We start from the raw sequence: 18,834 nt of genomic DNA, 5'->3' as shown, positions 1-18,834 counted from the left end.
TGAGTCCCCGGTCTCCCGGGTGGGCGTTAATGTCTCGTAGGCGTGGTCAGGGTCGGCGCGAAATGAGGGCGTAGTGGTGCGACGTGAGCGGTGGATGGTGGTGGCCACCCTCGCCCTGCTGCAGATCTTCGTCGTCCTCGCGGGCACTTATTTGGTCACCCATGACGCCGACAGGACCCCGGCTCCGGTCGCGTCTCCGAAGCCGACCCCGATCCCCCTGGTGACCGCGGGTCCGGTTCTGGCCGCGGCGGGGGACGGGGCTCTTCCCGCCAAGGGTACTTTGACCACCCGCCTCGCCGCTGCGATGGGTGACCCCGCGCTGGGCGGCAGCGTGGCCGGGATCGTGCTCGACGCCGTCACGGGAGAACCGATATACGACGGCCGCTCGGGCACCGCCATCACCCCGGCCTCGACCACCAAGGTGGTCACCGCGCTGACGGTGCTGGCCACGGTGGGGCCGGACGCCCGCCTGGCCACCCGGGTCGTGCGGGGGACCTCCGCCACGTCGATCGTCCTGGTCGGCGGCGGCGACCCCACCCTGGCCGGCCCGGCCACCGGCGCCGCGGAGCAGAAGCGGATCTATCCGCGGCCGGCGTCGCTCGCCCGGCTCGCCTCGAGCACGGCCAAGGCGCTCAAGGCGGCGAACCTCGCCTCGGTGGACCTGTCGTACGACACCTCGCTGTTCACCGGGCCGCGGACGGCGCCGGGCTGGAAGCCGACGTACATCCCGGAGGGCAGTGTCGCCCCCGTGGCCGCCCTCATGATGGACGAGGGCCGGGCACGCAACGGCGCGCGCTATCCGGACCCGGCGCGGGCGACCGCCGACGCGTTCGCGTCGCTGCTCAGGAAGAACGGCATCAAGGTGGGCAAGAAGGTCGACTCGGCCAAGGCGGCGCCCACCGCGCAGGAACTGGCCCGGGTCGAGTCCGGGCCGGTCTACGCGCTCGTCGAGCGGATGCTCACGCACAGTGACAACGACCTGGCCGAGGCGCTCGCCCGTCAGGCGGCCGTCAAGGAAGGTCTCCCGCACACCTTCGAGGGCGTGCCCGCGGCGGTCCGGCGTGTGCTCTCCCGCCTCGGCGTGACCGGCGGCGTGGAGGTCCACGACGGCAGCGGGCTCTCCACGAAGAACCGGATCACGCCGACCGCCCTCGCCCGCATCCTGGCCGTGGCGGCGTCCTCCGCCCATCCGGAGCTGCACTCGCTGATCAGCGGCCTGCCGGTCGCGGGATTCACCGGGACTCTGCACAACCGCTATGAGAAGTCCGATTCGAAGGCAGGGGCCGGATTGGTACGCGCGAAGACGGGCACTTTGAACGGGGTGAACACCCTGGCAGGCATCGCGTACACCTCCGACGGCCGGTTGCTGACCTTCGCGTTCATGGCCGACCAGGTGGCCAACCCGCCGGAGGCGATCGCCGCGCTCGACAAGATGGCCACGATCGTCTCCCAGAGCTGACCGTCCCTCTCGCCGCTGCATGCGCGGCGAGAAGGCGAAGAACGTACGGTGGTGGGTATGCAGGTGATCGACTGGGATCTGGCCGTCTCGACCGGGGTGCGCCTCGTGCGCCCCGGCCCTCAGGTGAGCCGCGAGGAGGCCAGGCAGGCGGTCCTCGAACTGCGGCGACTGTCGCGGGACGCCGAGGGGCACGTGCGGGAGTTCACCCGCATCGACTCCGCGCCGCCGGAGGCGGCGACCGTGGTCGACCGCCCCGGGTGGATCCGCGCGAACGTGGACGGCTTCCGGGTTGTCCTGGAGCCGCTGACGCAGAAGATGTCGAACATGCCGGCGGTCGTCGGCGCGGTCGGCTCGCGCATCACCGGGCTCGAGGTCGGCGCGGTGCTCGCCTTCCTCGCCTCGCGGGTGCTCGGGCAGTACGAACTGTTCCTCCCGCCCGACCCCTCGGGCAACGCCCCGACCGGGCGGCTGACGCTGGTGGCGCCCAACATCGTGCACGCCGAGCGCGAGCTGGGCGTCGATCCCCGCGACTTCCGCCTGTGGGTGTGCCTGCACGAGGAGACCCATCGGGTGCAGTTCACCGGCGTCCCCTGGCTGCGGGAGTACGTCCGCGGCCAGATGACCGAGTTCCTCCTCGCGTCAGAGATGGACCTGACGACCCTGCTGGAACGCCTGCGCGCGGCCTCCGACGCGGTGGCCGACGCCTTCAGGGGCGGCGAGGGCAACCTCATCGAGGCCATCCAGACGCCCGAGCAGAAGGCCGTGCTCGACCGGGTGACGGCCGTGATGACGCTGGTGGAGGGGCACGGCGACTACGTCATGGACGCGGTGGGCCCGTCCGTCGTGCCGTCGGTCGCCGAGATCCGCGCCAAGTTCCAGCGCCGCCGCGAGGGCGGCTCGCGCTTCGACCAGCTCGTCCGCCGGCTGCTCGGCATCGAGCTCAAGATGAAGCAGTACGCCGAGGGCTCCCATTTCGTGCGCACCGTCGTGGACGAGGCCGGCATGGAGTCGTTCAACAAGGTGTGGACCTCGCCGGAGACCCTGCCCGACCGCCAGGAGATCGCCGACCCGCACGCCTGGATGTCCCGCGTCCTCACCTCCGCCTGACCCCACTCCACCGCCCTGATCGTGCGGCGGCCGGGCCGGGGTGTTACCCGGCCCGCGAGCGGCGCCGCCAGAATGGCGGCATGGGCCCGCATCCCGCCGTCGCCGACGTCCGCCGTGCCGTACGGCTCTCGCTCGCGGACCTCACCGTCCCGCGAGACGTGGTGGAGCCGCCGCTCGTCCTCGTGGCCTGCAGCGGCGGCGCCGACTCGCTGGCGCTGGCGGCGGCCACCGGTTTCGCGGCCCCGCGCCTCGGTCTGCGCGCCGGGCTGGTCACCGTCGACCACGGCCTGCAGGAGGGCTCGGCCGCGCGCGCCCGCGACGTCGTACGGCTCGCGCACTCGCTCGGTCTCGACCCGGCCGAGGCGCTGACCGTCACGGTCGGCACGGCCGGGGGCCCCGAGGCCGCGGCGCGGGAAGCCCGCTACGCCGCGCTGTCCGCCGCCGCCGGCCGGCTGGGCGCCACCGCGGTCCTGCTCGGTCACACCCGCGACGACCAGGCGGAGACCGTGCTGCTGCGCCTGGCCCGGGGCAGCGGCACGCGGTCGCTGTCCGGCATGGCGGAGGTCACCGGGATCTACCGGCGCCCCCTGCTGGGGCTCGGCCGCGAGCGGACCAGGCAGGCGTGCGACGCCCTCGGCCTGCGGCCCTGGGACGATCCGCACAACGACGATCCCGCGTACACCAGGGTGCGGGTGCGGCGCGACGCCCTACCGGCGCTGGAGGCCGCGCTGGGGCCGGGGATCGCCGAGGCGCTGGCCCGTACGGCGCGGTTGTGCCGCGACGACGCCGACGCCCTGGACGAGTGGGCGGACAGCGTCCACGCCAAGTCGCGGGGCCCCGGCGGGGAACTGGACGTGACCGTGCTGGCCGGCGTGCCGGGGGCGGTGCGGCGGCGGGTCATCCAGCGGGCGGCCGTCGAGGCCGGGGCGAACGCCGCCGCGCTCGCGGCCGTGCACATCGAGGCGGTCGAGCGGCTGGTGACCGGCTGGCACGGGCAGAAGAGGGTGGACCTACCCGGGGGGGTAGGGGTGGTGAGGCGCTGTGGCACCCTTGTGTTCGCCGTGGACAACCTCTCGCTCGCGTAAGGAAAACCCCAGGTGGACGCAGCCGACATGGGCAAGGACCTCTCCAGAGTCCTCATCTCCGAGCAGGAGCTGCAGGAGAAGATCAAGGAACTGGCGGGCCAGATCGACGCCGACTACGCCGGCAGGGAACTGTTGATCGTCGGCGTGCTCAAGGGGGCGGTCATGGTCATGGCCGACCTCGCCCGCGCGCTGCACGTGCCCGTGCAGATGGACTGGATGGCCGTCTCCTCGTACGGCGCCGGGACCAAGTCGTCCGGTGTCGTGCGGGTGCTGAAGGACCTCGACACCGACATCGCCGGCCGGCACGTGCTCGTGGTCGAGGACATCATCGACTCCGGGCTGACGCTTTCGTGGCTGATGAACAACCTGAAGTCGCGCAACCCGGCGTCCGTGGAGATCTGCACTCTTCTGCGCAAGCCGGACGCGGTGAAGGTGGAGTTGGACGTCCGTTACGTAGGTTTTGACATCCCCAACGAGTTCGTCATCGGGTTCGGTCTCGATTACGCGGAGCAGTATCGCAACCTGCCGTTCATCGGGACTCTTGCGCCTCATGTGTACGGAGGGGAGTAAGCCCTTAGCGAAGTGACCCTCCAATCGGGCGTTATTGGGCGCCAGGTCGGGGAACACGGGGCTGGCTGACGTACGTTGGAAAGGCAAAGCCGGAGCCGCTCGGGCAGTTACCCGAGGCGGCTGCCGGGTGTACCTTCGGATATCCGTGGGAGGCCGCTGAGGCCGGCCCGCGGTAGCCAGAAGGAGCGGTAAGGGATGCCGCGACCCCGGGTTCTCCCGGGGCAGGCCTTGGTCAGGAAGGGACGGGCCCGCCGGGGTTCCGCAACGGATGGATCTCAAGCGATTTACACGTGGCCCACTGCTGTGGATCCTGGGCATCGTATTGCTTCTCCTGCTCGTCACCACGATGTTCGGCGGAGACGGCAACTACGCCACCGCTGACACCTCGACGGTCGTCCAGCAGATCCAGCAGGGCAATGTCAAGAGCGCGACCGTGGTCGACAAGGACCAGCGAGTCGAGCTGACGCTGAACAAACCCATCGAGGTCGCGGGCAAGACGACCGACCGCATCCAGGCCCCCTGGGTCGAGGGTCAGGGCGTCCAGCTCGCGCAGGCGCTCGACCAGGCCAAGCCCAGTCAGGGCTGGACGGTCGAGGTGCCGAAGCAGAACTTCCTCGTGAGCCTGCTGGTCAGCTTCCTGCCGATCATCATCGTCGTCCTGCTCTTCCTGTTCATCATGAACCAGATGCAGGGCGGCGGCTCCCGGGTCATGAACTTCGGCAAGTCGCGGGCCAAGCTGATCACCAAGGACACCCCGAAGACCACCTTCGCCGACGTGGCGGGGGCCGACGAGGCCATCGAGGAGCTCCAGGAGATCAAGGAGTTCCTCCAGGCGCCGGCCAAGTTCCAGGCCATCGGAGCGAAGATCCCCAAGGGCGTGCTGCTGTACGGCCCGCCCGGCACCGGCAAGACGCTGCTCGCGCGCGCCGTCGCGGGTGAGGCGGGCGTGCCGTTCTACTCGATCTCCGGTTCCGACTTCGTCGAGATGTTCGTCGGCGTCGGCGCCTCCCGCGTCCGCGACCTGTTCGAGCAGGCCAAGGCGAACGCCCCGGCGATCATCTTCATCGACGAGATCGACGCCGTCGGCCGGCACCGCGGCGCGGGCCTCGGCGGCGGCCACGACGAGCGTGAGCAGACGCTGAACCAGCTCCTCGTCGAGATGGACGGCTTCGACGTCAAGGGCGGCGTGATCCTCATCGCCGCCACCAACCGCCCCGACATCCTCGACCCCGCCCTGCTGCGTCCCGGCCGCTTCGACCGGCAGGTCGTCATCGACCGGCCCGACCTGGAGGGCCGCAAGGGCATCCTGCGCGTCCACGGCCGCGGCAAGCCGTTCGCCTCGGACGTCGACCTCGACGTGATCGCCCGCAGGACCCCCGGCTTCACCGGCGCCGACCTCGCCAACGTGATCAACGAGGCGGCCCTGCTGACCGCCCGCCAGGACCAGAAGCTCATCACGATGTCGCTCCTGGAGGAGTCGATCGACCGCGTGATGGCCGGTCCCGAGCGCAAGTCCCGGGTCATGTCGGACCAGGAGAAGAAGATCATCGCGTACCACGAGGGCGGCCACGCCCTGGTGGCCCACGCGCTGCCCAACTCCGACCCGGTCCACAAGATCACGATCCTGTCCCGCGGCCGCGCGCTCGGTTACACGATGACGCTGCCGATGGAGGACAAGTTCCTGGCGACCCGGTCCGAGATGATGGACCAGCTCGCCATGCTGCTCGGCGGCCGTACGGCGGAGGAGCTCGTCTTCCACGAGCCCACCACCGGCGCGTCCAACGACATCGAGAAGGCGACCTCGATCGCCCGCCGCATGGTCACCGAGTACGGCATGAGCGAGCGGCTCGGCGCCCGCAAGTTCGGCAGCGGCAACGGAGAGGTCTTCCTCGGCCGTGAGATGGGCCACGAGCGCGACTACTCCGAGCAGATCGCCTCGGCGATCGACGAGGAGGTCCGCCGCCTCATCGAGAGCGCGCACGACCAGGCGTGGGAGATCCTCGTCCAGTACCGCGACGTGCTCGACAACCTCGTGCTCGAACTGATGGAGAAGGAGACGCTCTCCCGGGAGCAGGTCCTCGAGATCTTCTCGCCCGTCGTGCCCAAGGAGAAGCGCCCCTCGTACGCCGGATACGGCAAGCGCCTGCCGTCCGACCGTCCTCCGGTCATCACCCCGAAGGAGCGCGCCAACGGCAACGGCCAGGCGCTGCCCGCCGGCGGGGCCGGCTCGACGCCGTGGGCCAACGACCAGTCGGCGCAGCGGGACGAGGCCTGACCATGGCCGAACCCATGGTGGGGCCGCCCCCCGGCTTCGACCACGATCGGATCGAGAAGGCGGTCCGGGAGATCCTGTTCGCGATCGGGGAGGACCCCGATCGCGACGGGCTCCGGGACACCCCCGCCCGGGTGGCGAGGGCGTTCGCCGAGCAGTTCGCCGGGCTCGGCCAGCGCCCCGAGGACGCGCTGACCACGATGTTCGACGCGGACCACGACGAGATGGTGCTCGTCAAGGACATCGAGGTGATGTCCACCTGCGAGCACCATCTGCTCCCGTTCCACGGCGTGGCCCACATCGGCTACACCCCGAACGAGAAGGGCCGCATCACCGGCCTGTCCAAACTGGCCAGGCTGGTGGACGTCTACGCCCGCCGGCCGCAGGTCCAGGAGCGGATGACCTCCCAGATCGCCGACGGCCTGATGAAGGTCCTCGAACCCCGGGGAGTGATCGTGGTGATCGAGGCCGAGCACATGTGCATGACCATGCGCGGTGTGCGCAAACCCGGCGCCAAGACGCTCACCTCGGCCGTTCGCGGCGATTTCCGCACCTGTGAGGCGACCCGGGCCGAGGCCATGTCGCTGATCCTGCGCGGCTGAGCGCGGGCGAGGGCCGGTTGGGACGGCACTCCTGCCCGACGGGCACCATGCCTCATGGCACTAGTCTTGACCCCATGACCGCAGCAAGTGTGCCCGGTATGCCCGAGTCTGGGCGCTGTCTGGTCATGGGCGTGGTCAACGTGACCCCCGACTCCTTCTCCGACGGCGGGGAGTGGTTCGACGCCGACATCGCGATCAGGCACGGCCTCGACCTGGTGGCCGAGGGCGCCGACATCGTGGACGTGGGCGGCGAGTCCACCCGTCCGGGTGCGGCCCGCGTCTCCCTGGAGGAGGAGCTCCGCCGCGTCGAGCCGGTGATCCGCGCGCTCAGCCGGGAAGGCGTGACCGTCAGCGTCGACACCATGCGCGCGGAGGTGGCCGAGGCGGCCGTCGAGGCCGGGGCGAAGCTCGTCAACGACGTGAGCGGCGGCCTGGCCGACCCCGCCATGCCGCGGGTGGTGGCCGCGACCGGCGTGCCGTACGTCGTGATGCACTGGCGCGGGCACAGCAGTGACATGGACAGCCGCGCCGTCTACGACGACGTCGTGACCGAGGTGTCGGAGGAGCTGCGCAAGCGGGTGGACTCGGTGCTGGCCGAGGGAGTGCGGGAGGAGCAGATCGTGCTCGATCCCGGTCTCGGGTTCTCCAAGAACGCCGAGCACAATTGGGCCCTGCTGGCCGGCATCGACGAGCTGAACCGCCTCGGCCGTCCGTTGCTGATCGGAGCGTCGCGCAAACGCTTTCTCGGCCGCCTGCTCGCGGGGCCGGACGGCGAACCCAGGCCGTTCGACGGGAGCGACGACGCCACGCTCGCCGTCACCGCGCTCGCGGCGCGGGCCGGCGCCTGGTGCGTGCGGGTGCATCGGGTGCGGCCGAACGCCGATGCGGTGCGTGTGGCCGCAGCCTGGCGGGCAGCAGGCGTACGACACGCTGACGAGGGCCGGTGACGAGATGCCGACAGGGACGCCGATGAAGGACATCGAGGAGCTCAACCAGGCGTTCTACAACGCCATCGAGAGCGGCGACCTCGACGCGATGTCGGAGATCTGGATCGAGGACGTCCCGGGACGTCCGGCCATGTGCGTCCATCCCGGCTGGCCCATGCTGACCGGACGGTCGGAGGTGCTCCGCTCGTGGGCGCTCATCATGGCCAACACGCCGTACATCCAGTTCGTGCTGACCGACGTGCAGACGACCGTGCTCGGAGACGTCGCCGTGGTCACCTGCGCGGAGAACATCCTGACGGCCGCCGACACCGACGAGCCGGGCTTCGCGGCCGGCCGGGTCGTCGCGTCCAGCACCTACGTGCGCACGGGAACCGGGTGGCGGCTGTGGCTCTACCACGGCTCACCGGTCCTCCAGAGCGACGACGACGACGAGGAGGAGCAGGAGCATTGACGGTGCGGCCGACGACCAGTCGTGACACGGTGCGGTTGACGGGCCTGCGGGCCCGTGGCAGGCACGGCTGCCTGCCCGCCGAGCGCGAGCTGGGCCAGGAGTTCGTGGTCGACGTGGCCCTGCGCTTCGACACCGCCCCGGCGGCCGCGGCCGACGACCTGACCCTCACGGTCGACTACGGGGCACTGGCGGGAGAGCTCGTCCGCATCGTGGAGGGCGAGCCGGTCAACCTCATCGAGACCCTCGCCGAGCGGCTGGCGGCGGCCTGCCTGGCCCACGAGCTGGTCGAGGAGGCGGAGGTCAGCGTGCACAAACCGGCAGCGCCGATCCCGCTGCCGTTCGACGACGTGGTGGTGACGATCAGAAGGGGGCGCGCATGAGGGTCGTGATCGCGCTCGGCAGCAACCTCGGCCGCCGTATCGACAACCTCCAGGGGGCCCTCGACTCGCTGTTCGACGCCCCCGGCCTCACGTTCGTGGCGGTGTCGCCGGTCTACGAGACCGATCCGGTCGGCGGGCCCGAGCAGGGCCCGTACCTGAACGCGGTGGTGGTCGCCGAGAGCATGCTCGACCCCCGCACGCTGCTCGACCGCGCGCAGAGCGTCGAGACCGCCTTCGGCCGCGAGCGCAAGGAGCGGTGGGGTCCGAGGACGCTCGACGTGGACCTCATCGCGGTCGGCAACCTGATGTCCGACGACCCCGAGCTCACGCTCCCGCACCCCCGGGCGCACGAGCGGGCGTTCGTCCTGGTCCCGTGGGCGCAGGCCGATCCGGCGGCGGTGCTGCCCGGTCGCGGCTCGGTCGCGGCCCTGCTGGCCGACACGGACCAGAGCGGAGTGCGGCTGCGCACCGACCTCGTGCTCGAACCCCCGGTCTGATCGACGAGGAGTCCCCGCGTGAAGCCCAGCAATCCCGGCGTGCTCGTCGGTCTGGTGGTCGTGTTCGCCCTGCTCACCTGGGGGCTGCTGCGGCAGTTCTACTCCATGTTGCCGACCCTGCCGTGGACCGCGATCCCCACCACGCTGCTGCTGGCCGTCGGCGAGGCGTACACGGGCTGGCTGACCCGGGCGAGGATCCTGCGCCGCCCCGGCACCAAGCCCGTCGAGCCGCTCGCCGTCGCCCGTCTGACGGCGCTGGCCAAGGCCACGGCGTACGCGGGGGCGGCGTTCGGCGGCGTCTTCGCCGGGTTCGTGCTGCGCGTGCTGGACCTGCTCGACCTGGACAAGCCCCGGCAGGACGCGTTCGTCGGCGGCGGGTCGTTCCTGGCCTGCGTGATCCTGGTCTGCGCGGCGCTGTTCCTCGAACACTGCTGCCGGGTGCCCGGCAAGCCGTCGGGGGAGACCTGATCCCTTACTTGTCGATGTCGCCGACGACGAAGAACATCGAGCCGAGAATCGCGATCATGTCGGCGACCAGGTTGCCCGGCAGCATCTCCCGCAGCACCTGGATGTTGTTGTAGGAGGCGCTGCGCAGCTTGAGTCGCCACGGCGTCTTCTCTCCGCGTGACACGAGGTAGTAGCCGTTCAGGCCGAGCGGGTTCTCCGTCCAGGCGTACGTGTGACCTTCGGGCGCCTTCAGCACCTTCGGCAGCCGCTGGTTGATCGGCCCGGGCGGCAGGTGCCGCAGGCGCTCGACGCAGGCGTCGGCGAGGTCGAGGGAGACCTTGACCTGTTCGAGCAGCACCTGGAACCGAGCCTGGCAGTCCCCGGCGGACCGGGTCACGACCTTCACCGGCAGCTCGCCGTACGCGAGGTAGGGCTCGTCGCGCCGCAGGTCGAAGTCCACGCCGGAGGCCCGCGCGATCGGGCCGCTCACGCCGTACTGCATGATCGTCTCGCGGTCGAGCACGCCGACGCCGCGGGTGCGGGCCAGGAAGATCTCGTTGCCGGCGATCAATTCCTCGATGTCGGGCAGCCGCCGGCGCACGGCCGCGACGGCGGCGGTGACGCGGTCGAGCCAGCCCAGCGGCAGCTCCTCCTTCAGCCCGCCCACCCGGTTGAACATGTAGTGCATGCGTCCGCCGGAGATCTCCTCCATGACGTGCTGCAGGGTCTCCCGCTCGCGGAAGGCGTAGAAGACCGGGGTGATGGCGCCGAGCTCCAGGGGATAGCTGCCGAGGAACATCAGGTGGCTGAGCACGCGGTTGAGCTCGGCCAGCAGCGTCCTGGCCCACACCGCCCTGGGCGGCGGCTGCATGCCGAGCATGCGCTCGACCGCGAGCACCACGCCCAGTTCGTTGGCGAACGCCGACAGCCAGTCGTGCCGGTTGGCCAGCACGATGATCTGCCGGTAGTCGCGCACCTCGAACAGCTTCTCCGCGCCGCGGTGCATGTAGCCGACGATCGGCTCGGCGGCCGTGATGCGCTCGCCGTCGAGGACGAGCCGCAGCCGCAGCACGCCGTGGGTGGACGGGTGCTGCGGGCCGATGTTGAGGATCATGTCCTCGGTGGCCAGCTCCCTCGCCTGCACGGCGTCGGCTCCCGCGCCCAGCCCCACGATGCGTTCGGTGCGCCCGCCCTCCTGCTCGGTCGTCATGCCCTCCATGCTTTCACGCTCATCACGCGCCCGCGAAGACGGCGAAGGCATCAGACGAACTCGACCACCGCCTCACGCCGACGGCAGTAGCCTGCGCCGGCGTCTCCCCTTCCGTGATCGAGCAGGGTGCCAGGAAGCTCCTCGCGGAGGCACGCGGTCAACAACTCGCCGAGGCGCGCAAGCGACTCGGGCTTGGCCAGAAGGACGTCGCGGTCGCCATGGGGCTGAGCGTGGCCCGGGTTTCGCAGATCGAGCACGGAGAGGTCACATCCCTCGATGTCATCGCTCGCTATGTGGAGGCGCTCGGGGCCCGCTTGGACCTGGTCGTCGACTTCGGTGATCGGACCCTGCGTCTGCCTGTCAGCGAGAAGCCGACGGATGCCGCTTGATCGGGGAGTCCTTGGGCGAGGCTCCCAGAACCGACCTGCCGTCTTCAGGCGGCGGCGATCTCGCGAAGGGCCTCGATGAGGCGGTCGACGTGCTCCTCGGTGGTGCCGATGCCGATCGAGGCGCGTACGGCGCTCACCGTGCCGTCGGCGCAGCCGGCGTCGTCCCCGCCGAGGAGGTGGCGGACGAAGGGGTGGGCGCAGAACTTGCCGTCCCTGACGCCGATGCCGTGCTCGGCCGAGAGCGTCTCGGCGACCTCTCGCGCCGTGCGGCCCTCCACGGCGAACGACACGATGCCGACGCGCGGGTGGTCGGGGCCCCACAGGGACAGCTCGCGTACGCCGGGGATCGTGGCGAGCCCGGCGCGCAGGCGGGCGAGCAGCCGCTCCTCCTCCTGGACCAGCGCGATCCAGCCGGTCGTGGCCAGCGCGTCGCAGGCGGCGGCGAGCGCGATCGCGCCGAGCACGTTGGGGGTGCCGGCCTCGTGCCGCGTCTCGGGGTCGTCGCTCCAGTCCACCGTCTCGCCCACCGACCGTACGGCTCCGCCGCCGCGCAGGTACGGATCGGCGTCGGCGAGCCAGTCGGGGCGTCCCACGAGCACCCCGGCGCCGAAGGGGGCGTAGAGCTTGTGCCCGGAGAACGCCACGTAGTCGAGGTCGAGCGCGGCGAGGTTGAGCCCGCGATGGGGGACGAGCTGGGCCGCGTCCACGGCGATGCGCGCGCCGTGCCGGTGGGCGACGTGGGCCAGCCCGGCGATCGGCCACAGCTCGCCCGTGACGTTGGAGGCGGCGGTCACGACGAGCAGGGCCGGGCCCTCGATCGCGGCCAGCGCCTCGTCGGCCGCCCGGATCGCCTCGCCGGGGAAGGCGGGCGGCGCGAGCCGTACGGCGTCGGGCCAGGGCAGCAGCGAGGCGTGGTGCTCGGTGTCGAACACGACGACGGTGGTGCCCTCGGGCAGGCTGCGGGCCAGCAGGTTCATCGCGTCGGTCGTGTTGCGCACGAAGATCAGGGCGTCGCCGGGACGGGCGCCGACGAAGGCCCGCACGGTGTGCCTGGCCTGCTCGTACCGCGCGGTGGTGAGCTGTGAGGCGTAGCCCGCGCCCCGGTGGACGCTGGAGTAGGCCGGTAGCGCCGCCGCGACGGTGGCGCTCACCGGCTCGAGACAGGGCGCGCTCGCCGCGTAGTCGAGGTTCGCGTACGGCACGAGCCTGCCGCCCCTGACGGGCACCTCCAGGCCGGCGCCCACCACAGCCGGTAGGCGTACGGGGGCGGCGTCGGGCTCGGTGACACGGGTGACGGCCTGCTGGACGAAGGTGAGTGCGGACAACGCCAAGCTCCTCGGGGTCTGGGACCCCGGCCATGGCGTCGTACGGCGGAGCCCGCGCTTGCCCGGCACACCTCGTGCCGGACCCGGTCCTCACCCGGGGCACCCCGCCGCGAGCGCGAGGGTTGCCGGCCAGCAAGCCGGGGCTTGACGCTGGCACTCATGACCTGAGCGCACTATAACCCGGCATCCGGGCCCGAAGGCAAGCCCGCTGGTGAGAGCCGCTTTGGCGTTATGGTGTGCATTGTGAAGTTTGATCCTTGGAATCCCGAGTTCGTGGCTCATCCGTACGACGTCTACCGCGACCTGCGGGACAACGAGCCGGTCAGCTTCTTCGAGCCGACCGGGCAGTGGCTGATCGCCCGGCACGCCGACGTGAACGCGCTGCTGCGCGACCGCCGGCTGGGCCGGTCCTACCTGCACGTGGCCGCCCACGAGGAGTTCGGCAGGGAGCCCGAGCCGGACTTCCAGGAGCCGTTCTGGCGGGTGGTCCGGGCCGGCATGCTCGACGTGGAGCCACCGGTGCACACCCGGCTGCGCCGCCTGGTGTCCAAGGCCTTCACGCCCCGGATGGTCGAGTCGCTGCGCCCGCGCGTGCGCAGGATCGCGACCGAGCTGACCGAGGGACTGGTCGAGCGCGGCGGCGGCGACCTGCTGGCCGAGGTCGCCGAGCCGCTGCCGGTCACCGTGATCGCCGAGATGCTGGGCGTGCCCGAGGCCGACCGTCACCTCCTGCGCCCCTGGTCGGCCGACATCTGCGGGATGTACGAGCTGAACCCGTCCCCGGAGGTCCAGCACACGGCCGTACGCGCCGCGACGGAGTTCGCCGAGTACCTGCGCGGGCTGGCGAGGGCTCGCAGGGAGCGGCCGGGCGACGACATGATCTCCGCGCTCGCGCAGGTGGTGGACGACGGCGACCGGCTGACCGAGGACGAGCTGATCGGCACCTGCGTGCTGCTGCTCAACGCCGGGCACGAGGCCACGGTCAACGCCACCGGCAGCGGGTGGTGGGCGCTGTTCCGCAACCCGGGTGAGCTGGAGCGGCTGCGCGCCGACCCCGGCCTGATGCCGGCGGCGGTGGAGGAGCTGCTGCGCTACGACACCCCGGCGCAGATGTTCGAGCGGTGGGTGCTCGAGGACGTCGAGGTCGGCGGTGTGACGATCCCCCGAGGCGTGGAGATCGCGCTGCTGTTCGGCTCGGCGAACCGGGACCCCGAGGTCTTCGCCGACCCGGACCGCCTGGACATCGGCCGGGCGGACAACCCGCACATCTCGTTCGGCGCCGGCATCCACTTCTGCCTCGGCGCGCCACTCGCGCGGGTCGAGATGGCGGAGTCCTTCGGCGCGCTGCTGCGCCTCGCCCCCGGCCTGGAGCTCGCCGAGGAGCCGAGCTGGAAGCCCAGCTACATCATGCGCGGCCTGGAATCACTGAAGGTCACCGTCTGACACGCTGACCGTGTGGTGCGTGACCGTCGTGTCGTAGCCGAGCAGGGCGGCCTGGGCGGCGGGCTCGACGACGGCGGTGGCGGGATCGTCGCCGGCGAAGCGGCGGATCGCGTCCATCGACTCCCACAGCGTCATGACCTGGATGTCCACCCGGCCGTCGGCGTCCCGCCGCAGCAGGTACGCGCCACGGTGCCCGTCCACGCCGCGCAGGGAGGGCAGGACCGACGCGGTGAAATGCCGCTCGTAGCGGTCCGCGCCCTCCCGGGTGGCGCTCGCGCGCCAGATTCTCGCGATCACGGTCGCTCCTCTCGATGTCGTGACTGGCTGAGCCAGCCGAAGCCGCCGAGGCCGGCCGGGTCGATCAGCTCGGCCTCCTGGGAGGCCCGGCCGAGCGTCCGTACGTACCTTGCCGGATCGGCGGACGCGAGCGCCAGCGGCGGGCGGGCGCCGGTGACCCCCAGCTCGCGCAGCGCCTCCCGCTGCGTGGTGAGCGTGGTCGCCTCCGCCCCCGCGCGCTCGCCCGCCGCCGCGCAGGCGTCCAGCGCGACGTGGGCGGTGATGTCGCACGACCCGTCCGGCACGGCGGGCACCGGCGCGCCGTCGCGATATCCGGTGAGCGTGCCGAGCGGGGGCCGCCGTCCGGCCAGGTGGGCGTAGTCCACGGCGACCGCGGTGCCGTGCGCCAGCCGCGCGATCACCGAGGCCCACGCCTCGTCCCGGGGACGGCCAATCTCGGCGCGCTCCCCGGCGAACCGCAGCGGCCACCAGCGCTCCAGCCAGGCCATGTCCTCGGGGGCGGGAGCCGGCCCGGGCCGCTCCTCGCCGGTCGCCGGATCGACGAGCACCAGACGTGGGCCGTCCGGCGTCATCTCGGCGACGTCGAGCGGCACGTTGTCGAGCCACTCGTTGGCGACCACCAGGCCGCCGACGCCGTACGGGACCCGCGGCTCCCAGGCGACGCGGGGATCGAGGTCGCCGGGCCGGGGGGACAGGTCGACGGCGGTGACCCGCAGCCGCTCCGCGAGGTCCGGCGGCGCGGCGGCGAGCACCCGGGCGGCCAGGAGACCGTCGCCGCTGCCCATGTCCACGAGATCGACCGGGTGGGGCCGGCCGAGGGCGGCGTCGACCCGCCGGAGCAGGCGCAGCACCGCCTCGGCGAAGACCGGCGAGGCGTGCACCGATGTCCGGAAATGCCGGTCGGGGCGCTCCCGCAGGTAGAAGCCCCGCTCACCGTAGAGCGCCCGCCGCATGGCCTCCCGCCAGGTGACTTCCACAGGGCTTCACGGTACCGACACGCCGGGGCCGTGACGAAAAGTAGTCACTTTCGTACTTATGGCTCAACATAGGCCTGTGAGAAACGGGACAAAATCGGACCGTTGGGTTAGGACGACCGAGGCGTGCCTGCCCGGCTGAGCCACGCCCGGCAGGGCTTGATCTGGCAGACATGACCTGGAGCCGGGTCGGCGGGAGCGCCGCCGCTACGCTGAACCGAGGGGAGGCGTCATGGACACAAGTGACCGCCCGGCGCGGCTCGCCGTGGGAGTGCTCGGCGCGGGACGGGTCGGCTCCGTGCTCGGAGCCGCGCTCATGCTCGCGGGTCATCGGGTGGTGGCGGCCAGCGGGGTGTCCGACGCGTCGGCGCGACGGGCCGCCGACCGCCTCGGCCTGCAGCTCAGCAGGCCGGACGAGGTGATCGCCAAATCCGAGCTCGTGCTGCTCACCGTGCCGGACGACGTGCTGCCCGGCCTCGTGTCCGGCCTCGCCGCCACCGGCGCCGACCTGCGCGGCAAGCTCCTCGCGCACGCGAGCGGCGCGTACGGCCTGGGCGTGCTGGATCCCGCGGCCGAGGCGGGCGCGCTGCCGCTCGCGCTGCATCCCGTGATGACGTTCACCGGCAGGAGCGACGACCTGACCCGGCTCAACGGCTGCTCGTTCGGCGTCACCGCGCCCGACCTGCTGCGGCCGGTGGCCGAGGCCCTGGTGATCGAGATGGGCGGCGAGCCGGTCTGGATCGCCGACCGGGACCGGCCGCTCTACCACGCCGCCCTGGCCGGCGCCGCGAACCACATGGTGACGCTCGTGGCCGAGTCGCAGGAACTGCTCGCGAAGATCGGCGTGGAGCACCCGGGCCGGATGCTCGCCCCGCTGCTGAGCGCCGCCCTCGACAACGTGCTGCGCCTGGGCATCACCGGGCTCACCGGGCCCGTGGTGCGCGGCGACGCGGGCACGGTGCGCAAGCACGTCGACGCGCTCATCCTGGCCGCCCCCGAGGCCGCGGACGCGTACGTCGCCCTCGCTAGACTCACCGCCGACCGGGCACTCGCGGCGGGGCTGCTCAAGCCGGAGGCGGCCGAACGCCTGCTGGACGCCCTGGGAGGGAACATATGGACCTGACCGTCGCCGCCGACCGGGCCGGCCTCGTCAAGGCGAGGGACGCGCTCGGCCCCGGGAGGATCGCCCTGGTCCCCACGATGGGGGCGCTCCACGAGGGCCACAGGTCGCTCATCCGGCTGGCGCGCGAGCACGCCGACCACGTGGTGGTCAGCGTGTTCGTCAACCCCCTGCAGTTCGGCCCCGGCGAGGACTTCTCCCGTTACCCCCGTACGTTCGACGCCGACCTCCGGGCGTGCGAGGAGGAGGGCGTGGGCGTGGTCTTCGCGCCCTCGGCCGACGACATGTACCTGCCGGACCGCCAGGTGGAGGTCTCGGCGGGCGGCATGGGCGGGGTGGTCGAGGGCGCCTTCCGGCCCGGCCACTTCGACGGCGTGCTGACCGTGGTGCTCAAGCTGTTCAACCTGGTGCGGCCGGACGTCGCGGTCTTCGGGCAGAAGGACGCCCAGCAACTCGCGCTGATCCGGCGGATGGTGGCCGACCTCGACGTCCCCGTGTCGATCGTCGGCGCGCCGACCGTGCGGGAGCCCGACGGCCTCGCGCTGTCGAGCCGCAACAGGTATCTGTCCGAGGCCGACCGCCGTACCGCGCTCGCGCTGTCGCGGGCGCTGCGGGCCGGCGCGGCACGGGCCGGGACGGCGGGGCCGGCCGGAATCCTCGACGCCGCGCGGGCCGTGCTGGAGGAGGCCGCCCGCTTCGACCCGCCGCTGCTGCTCGACTATCTGATCCTGGCCGATCCCGCGACGTTCGGGCCGGTCGGCGACGACCACCGGGGCGAGGCCGTCCTCGCCGTCGCCGCCAAGGTCGGCACCACCCGTCTCATCGACAACGTGGTCGTGACCCTTTAGGGAACTCGGGCTCCCCCGGCCCGCAGGGTGAACCAGAAGGTGGGGAACGGGTTCGTGCCGGGTGTGACGTCGGCCAGCTCCCAGCCGGCGAACCTGGCCCGCAGCTCGTCGGCGGTGACCCCGGAGAACGTGTCGTCGAGCGTTCCGGGGCCGTAGCCGAACATCAGCAGCCGTGCGCCGGGGGCGGCGCGCCTGGTGAGCCCTTCGGCGTAGGCGTCGCGGCGGTGCGGCGGGATGCCGCAGTAGCAGCTCAGGTCGAAGAACAGGTCGTAGGGGCCGGGCACGTCCGCCTCGTCGAGCCTCGTGGCGTCCGCGTGCAGCAGCCGTACGGCCACTCCCGCCGCCTCGGCCTTCTCCCGGGCCTGCTCGACCGCGCGCTCGACCAGGTCGACGGCCACGACCTCCCAGCCGTGCCGGGCCAGATATATGGCGTTTGTTCCGGTGCCGCAGCCGAGCTCCAGAGCGCGGCCGGGCGGCAGGGCGTCGCGCCCCTCGATCAGGGCCACCAGTTCGGGCGGCGTCACGCCGGTGTCCCACGGCGGCTTGCCGGCCCGGTAGTACTCCTCCAGCGCCCGGCGCACCGCCTCCTCGTGGTCCGCGTCCTGAGTCGTGTCCGGCCCGTCCATGATCGCGCTCCCGCTTGTTAGAGGTCAACTCTAGTGTTCAACTCTAGAGATAGACTCACGCCGTGGACACCGTCAAGAGGCCGGACAAACGGGCCGAGCGCTCGCGCCGCACACGGGAGAAGGTCATCGAGGCGGCGCGGGAGCTGTTCGTCGCGCAGGGCTATGGGGCCACGAGCCTGCAGGAGGTCGCCGACCGGGCGGGCGTGGCCGTCCAGACGGTCTACTTCGTCTTCGGCAACAAGCGCACGCTGTTCAAGCACGTCGTCGACACGTCCATCGCCGGCGACACCGAGCCGGTGGCGACCATGGACCGTGAATGGTTCCGCGCCGCGTGCGCCGCGCCCACCGCGGCCGGTCAGCTGCGCGCGCATGTCCGCGGCACGGGCGAGATCCTCGGCCGGGTCGCCCCGCTCATACCGATGATCGAGTCCGCCGGGGCCGCCGACCCGCAGATCGCCGCGCAGTGGCCCGACGGCCCCGATCCGCGCTACGTCGTGCAGCACGCCGCGGCCCAGGCGCTGGCCGGCAAGCCCGGCGTCCGCCCCGACGTCACCGCCGAGCTGGCCGCGGACCTGCTGTTCTGCCTGCTCAGCCCGCAGCTCTACCTGCTGTTCGTACGGGACCGCGGCTGGTCGCCGGACAGGTGGGAGGAATGGGCCTACGGCACTCTGGCCGCCCAGCTCTGCGCGGACCCCGCGGCGGGCACGGGTGGCGCCGAGGGCCGTGGCCGGGGGGACGCCGGATAGGAGGGGCCGGGGCGGCACCATCGCACGGGGGGCGTTATC

General features: G+C 71.9%; 21 protein-coding genes and 1 riboswitch. Of the genes, 16 read left to right on the top strand and 5 right to left on the bottom strand.

Features of this window, described 5'->3' with window-relative positions:
• Positions 1-73: 73 nt before the first annotated feature.
• The 11 genes from dacB (at position 74) to ACWEQG_RS19265 (ending at position 9,838) form a co-directional block, all read left to right on the top strand.
• Positions 74-1,459 carry a D-alanyl-D-alanine carboxypeptidase/D-alanyl-D-alanine endopeptidase gene (dacB, locus tag ACWEQG_RS19315; RefSeq protein ID WP_452286377.1) on the top strand — a complete coding sequence of 462 codons (1,386 nt, stop codon included), beginning with the start codon at positions 74-76 and terminating at the stop codon, positions 1,457-1,459.
• Positions 1,460-1,516: 57 nt separating this feature from the next.
• On the top strand, positions 1,517-2,566 hold the full coding sequence (locus tag ACWEQG_RS19310; protein ID WP_363468354.1) for a zinc-dependent metalloprotease: 1,050 nt from the start codon (positions 1,517-1,519) through the stop codon (positions 2,564-2,566).
• Between the two features lie 80 nt (positions 2,567-2,646).
• Positions 2,647-3,651 carry a tRNA lysidine(34) synthetase TilS gene (gene tilS / locus ACWEQG_RS19305; protein ID WP_452286375.1) on the top strand — a complete coding sequence of 335 codons (1,005 nt, stop codon included), beginning with the start codon at positions 2,647-2,649 and terminating at the stop codon, positions 3,649-3,651.
• A 12-nt stretch (positions 3,652-3,663) separates the two neighbouring features.
• Positions 3,664-4,221 carry a hypoxanthine phosphoribosyltransferase gene (gene hpt / locus ACWEQG_RS19300; protein WP_363468350.1) on the top strand — a complete coding sequence of 186 codons (558 nt, stop codon included), beginning with the start codon at positions 3,664-3,666 and terminating at the stop codon, positions 4,219-4,221.
• 268 nt (positions 4,222-4,489) lie between these two features.
• Positions 4,490-6,496 (top strand): ATP-dependent zinc metalloprotease FtsH, encoded by a 2,007-nt coding sequence (gene ftsH / locus ACWEQG_RS19295; protein WP_452286373.1) that lies wholly within the window; start codon positions 4,490-4,492, stop codon positions 6,494-6,496.
• A gap of 2 nt (positions 6,497-6,498) precedes the next feature.
• Positions 6,499-7,095 (top strand): GTP cyclohydrolase I FolE, encoded by a 597-nt coding sequence (gene folE, locus ACWEQG_RS19290; protein ID WP_259401572.1) that lies wholly within the window; start codon positions 6,499-6,501, stop codon positions 7,093-7,095.
• Between the two features lie 74 nt (positions 7,096-7,169).
• The gene (gene folP / locus ACWEQG_RS19285; protein ID WP_452286371.1) at positions 7,170-8,042 is read left to right on the top strand and encodes a dihydropteroate synthase; all 873 of its coding nucleotides are present in this window, start codon (positions 7,170-7,172) and stop codon (positions 8,040-8,042) included.
• A gap of 22 nt (positions 8,043-8,064) precedes the next feature.
• On the top strand, positions 8,065-8,493 hold the full coding sequence (locus ACWEQG_RS19280; RefSeq protein ID WP_363468344.1) for a nuclear transport factor 2 family protein: 429 nt from the start codon (positions 8,065-8,067) through the stop codon (positions 8,491-8,493).
• Positions 8,490-8,873, top strand: a complete 384-nt coding sequence (gene folB, locus ACWEQG_RS19275; RefSeq protein WP_452286369.1) for a dihydroneopterin aldolase — start codon at positions 8,490-8,492, stop codon at positions 8,871-8,873. The genes ACWEQG_RS19280 and folB overlap by 4 nt, the downstream gene beginning before the upstream one ends.
• Positions 8,870-9,370 carry a 2-amino-4-hydroxy-6-hydroxymethyldihydropteridine diphosphokinase gene (gene folK, locus ACWEQG_RS19270; protein ID WP_363468340.1) on the top strand — a complete coding sequence of 167 codons (501 nt, stop codon included), beginning with the start codon at positions 8,870-8,872 and terminating at the stop codon, positions 9,368-9,370. Before folB ends, folK begins: the two co-directional genes overlap by 4 nt.
• 18 nt (positions 9,371-9,388) lie before the next feature.
• Positions 9,389-9,838 (top strand): DUF3180 domain-containing protein, encoded by a 450-nt coding sequence (locus ACWEQG_RS19265; RefSeq protein ID WP_452286367.1) that lies wholly within the window; start codon positions 9,389-9,391, stop codon positions 9,836-9,838.
• Between the two features lie 4 nt (positions 9,839-9,842).
• Here ACWEQG_RS19265 and ACWEQG_RS19260 read toward each other — a convergent pair whose 3' ends face one another.
• Positions 9,843-11,027, bottom strand: coding sequence for an NADH-quinone oxidoreductase subunit D (locus tag ACWEQG_RS19260; RefSeq protein ID WP_452286365.1), 1,185 nt, complete (start codon positions 11,025-11,027; stop codon positions 9,843-9,845).
• A gap of 113 nt (positions 11,028-11,140) precedes the next feature.
• Here ACWEQG_RS19260 and ACWEQG_RS19255 point away from each other — a divergent pair, with 113 nt between their 5' ends.
• Complete coding sequence (locus ACWEQG_RS19255) at positions 11,141-11,416, top strand: helix-turn-helix domain-containing protein (RefSeq protein WP_452286363.1); 276 nt, start codon at positions 11,141-11,143, stop codon at positions 11,414-11,416.
• A gap of 44 nt (positions 11,417-11,460) precedes the next feature.
• Here ACWEQG_RS19255 and ACWEQG_RS19250 read toward each other — a convergent pair whose 3' ends face one another.
• Positions 11,461-12,741 (bottom strand): aminotransferase class V-fold PLP-dependent enzyme, encoded by a 1,281-nt coding sequence (locus tag ACWEQG_RS19250; protein WP_452286361.1) that lies wholly within the window; start codon positions 12,739-12,741, stop codon positions 11,461-11,463.
• A 49-nt stretch (positions 12,742-12,790) separates the two neighbouring features.
• Positions 12,791-12,906: riboswitch (SAM riboswitch) on the bottom strand.
• Between the two features lie 78 nt (positions 12,907-12,984).
• On the opposite strand from ACWEQG_RS19250, the gene ACWEQG_RS19245 reads away from it, so the two are divergent.
• Positions 12,985-14,184: a cytochrome P450 gene (locus ACWEQG_RS19245; protein ID WP_452286359.1), complete on the top strand. Its 1,200-nt coding sequence runs from the start codon at positions 12,985-12,987 to the stop codon at positions 14,182-14,184.
• Here the strand turns inward: ACWEQG_RS19245 and ACWEQG_RS19240 are convergent.
• The gene (locus ACWEQG_RS19240) at positions 14,164-14,481 is read right to left on the bottom strand and encodes an antibiotic biosynthesis monooxygenase family protein (RefSeq protein ID WP_452286357.1); all 318 of its coding nucleotides are present in this window, start codon (positions 14,479-14,481) and stop codon (positions 14,164-14,166) included. The genes ACWEQG_RS19245 and ACWEQG_RS19240 overlap by 21 nt on opposite strands.
• Positions 14,478-15,458, bottom strand: coding sequence for an SAM-dependent methyltransferase (locus ACWEQG_RS19235; RefSeq protein WP_452286355.1), 981 nt, complete (start codon positions 15,456-15,458; stop codon positions 14,478-14,480). The genes ACWEQG_RS19240 and ACWEQG_RS19235 overlap by 4 nt, the downstream gene beginning before the upstream one ends.
• 229 nt (positions 15,459-15,687) lie before the next feature.
• Between ACWEQG_RS19235 and ACWEQG_RS19230 the strand changes: the two genes are divergently transcribed.
• Both ACWEQG_RS19230 and panC read left to right on the top strand, forming a co-directional pair.
• On the top strand, positions 15,688-16,578 hold the full coding sequence (locus ACWEQG_RS19230) for a Rossmann-like and DUF2520 domain-containing protein (RefSeq protein ID WP_452286353.1): 891 nt from the start codon (positions 15,688-15,690) through the stop codon (positions 16,576-16,578).
• Positions 16,569-17,423: a pantoate--beta-alanine ligase gene (gene panC, locus ACWEQG_RS19225; protein ID WP_452286351.1), complete on the top strand. Its 855-nt coding sequence runs from the start codon at positions 16,569-16,571 to the stop codon at positions 17,421-17,423. The genes ACWEQG_RS19230 and panC overlap by 10 nt, the downstream gene beginning before the upstream one ends.
• Here panC and ACWEQG_RS19220 read toward each other — a convergent pair.
• On the bottom strand, positions 17,420-18,049 hold the full coding sequence (locus ACWEQG_RS19220) for a class I SAM-dependent methyltransferase (RefSeq protein ID WP_452286349.1): 630 nt from the start codon (positions 18,047-18,049) through the stop codon (positions 17,420-17,422). The two genes, panC and ACWEQG_RS19220, sit on opposite strands and share 4 nt — an antisense overlap.
• A gap of 62 nt (positions 18,050-18,111) precedes the next feature.
• On the opposite strand from ACWEQG_RS19220, the gene ACWEQG_RS19215 reads away from it, so the two are divergent.
• Positions 18,112-18,795, top strand: a complete 684-nt coding sequence (locus ACWEQG_RS19215) for a TetR/AcrR family transcriptional regulator (protein ID WP_452286347.1) — start codon at positions 18,112-18,114, stop codon at positions 18,793-18,795.
• Positions 18,796-18,834 lie beyond the last annotated feature (39 nt).

This window comes from Microbispora sp. NPDC004025, assembly GCF_053604425.1.
This window is presented reverse-complemented; position numbering and strand designations above follow the sequence as displayed.

Excerpts from the sequence above, each read along its gene's own strand:
- ACWEQG_RS19310 (WP_363468354.1), top strand. The coding sequence starts at position 1,517 with ATGCAGGTGATCGACTGGGATCTGGCCGTCTCGACCGGGGTGCGCCTC.
- tilS (WP_452286375.1), top strand. The coding sequence starts at position 2,647 with ATGGGCCCGCATCCCGCCGTCGCCGACGTCCGCCGTGCCGTACGGCTC.
- ftsH (WP_452286373.1), top strand. The coding sequence starts at position 4,490 with ATGGATCTCAAGCGATTTACACGTGGCCCACTGCTGTGGATCCTGGGC.
- folE (WP_259401572.1), top strand. The coding sequence starts at position 6,499 with ATGGCCGAACCCATGGTGGGGCCGCCCCCCGGCTTCGACCACGATCGG.
- folP (WP_452286371.1), top strand. The coding sequence starts at position 7,170 with ATGACCGCAGCAAGTGTGCCCGGTATGCCCGAGTCTGGGCGCTGTCTG.
- ACWEQG_RS19280 (WP_363468344.1), top strand. The coding sequence starts at position 8,065 with ATGAAGGACATCGAGGAGCTCAACCAGGCGTTCTACAACGCCATCGAG.
- folK (WP_363468340.1), top strand. The coding sequence starts at position 8,870 with ATGAGGGTCGTGATCGCGCTCGGCAGCAACCTCGGCCGCCGTATCGAC.
- ACWEQG_RS19260 (WP_452286365.1), bottom strand. The coding sequence starts at position 11,027 with ATGACGACCGAGCAGGAGGGCGGGCGCACCGAACGCATCGTGGGGCTG.
- ACWEQG_RS19230 (WP_452286353.1), top strand. The coding sequence starts at position 15,688 with ATGGACACAAGTGACCGCCCGGCGCGGCTCGCCGTGGGAGTGCTCGGC.
- panC (WP_452286351.1), top strand. The coding sequence starts at position 16,569 with ATGGACCTGACCGTCGCCGCCGACCGGGCCGGCCTCGTCAAGGCGAGG.
- ACWEQG_RS19220 (WP_452286349.1), bottom strand. The coding sequence starts at position 18,049 with ATGGACGGGCCGGACACGACTCAGGACGCGGACCACGAGGAGGCGGTG.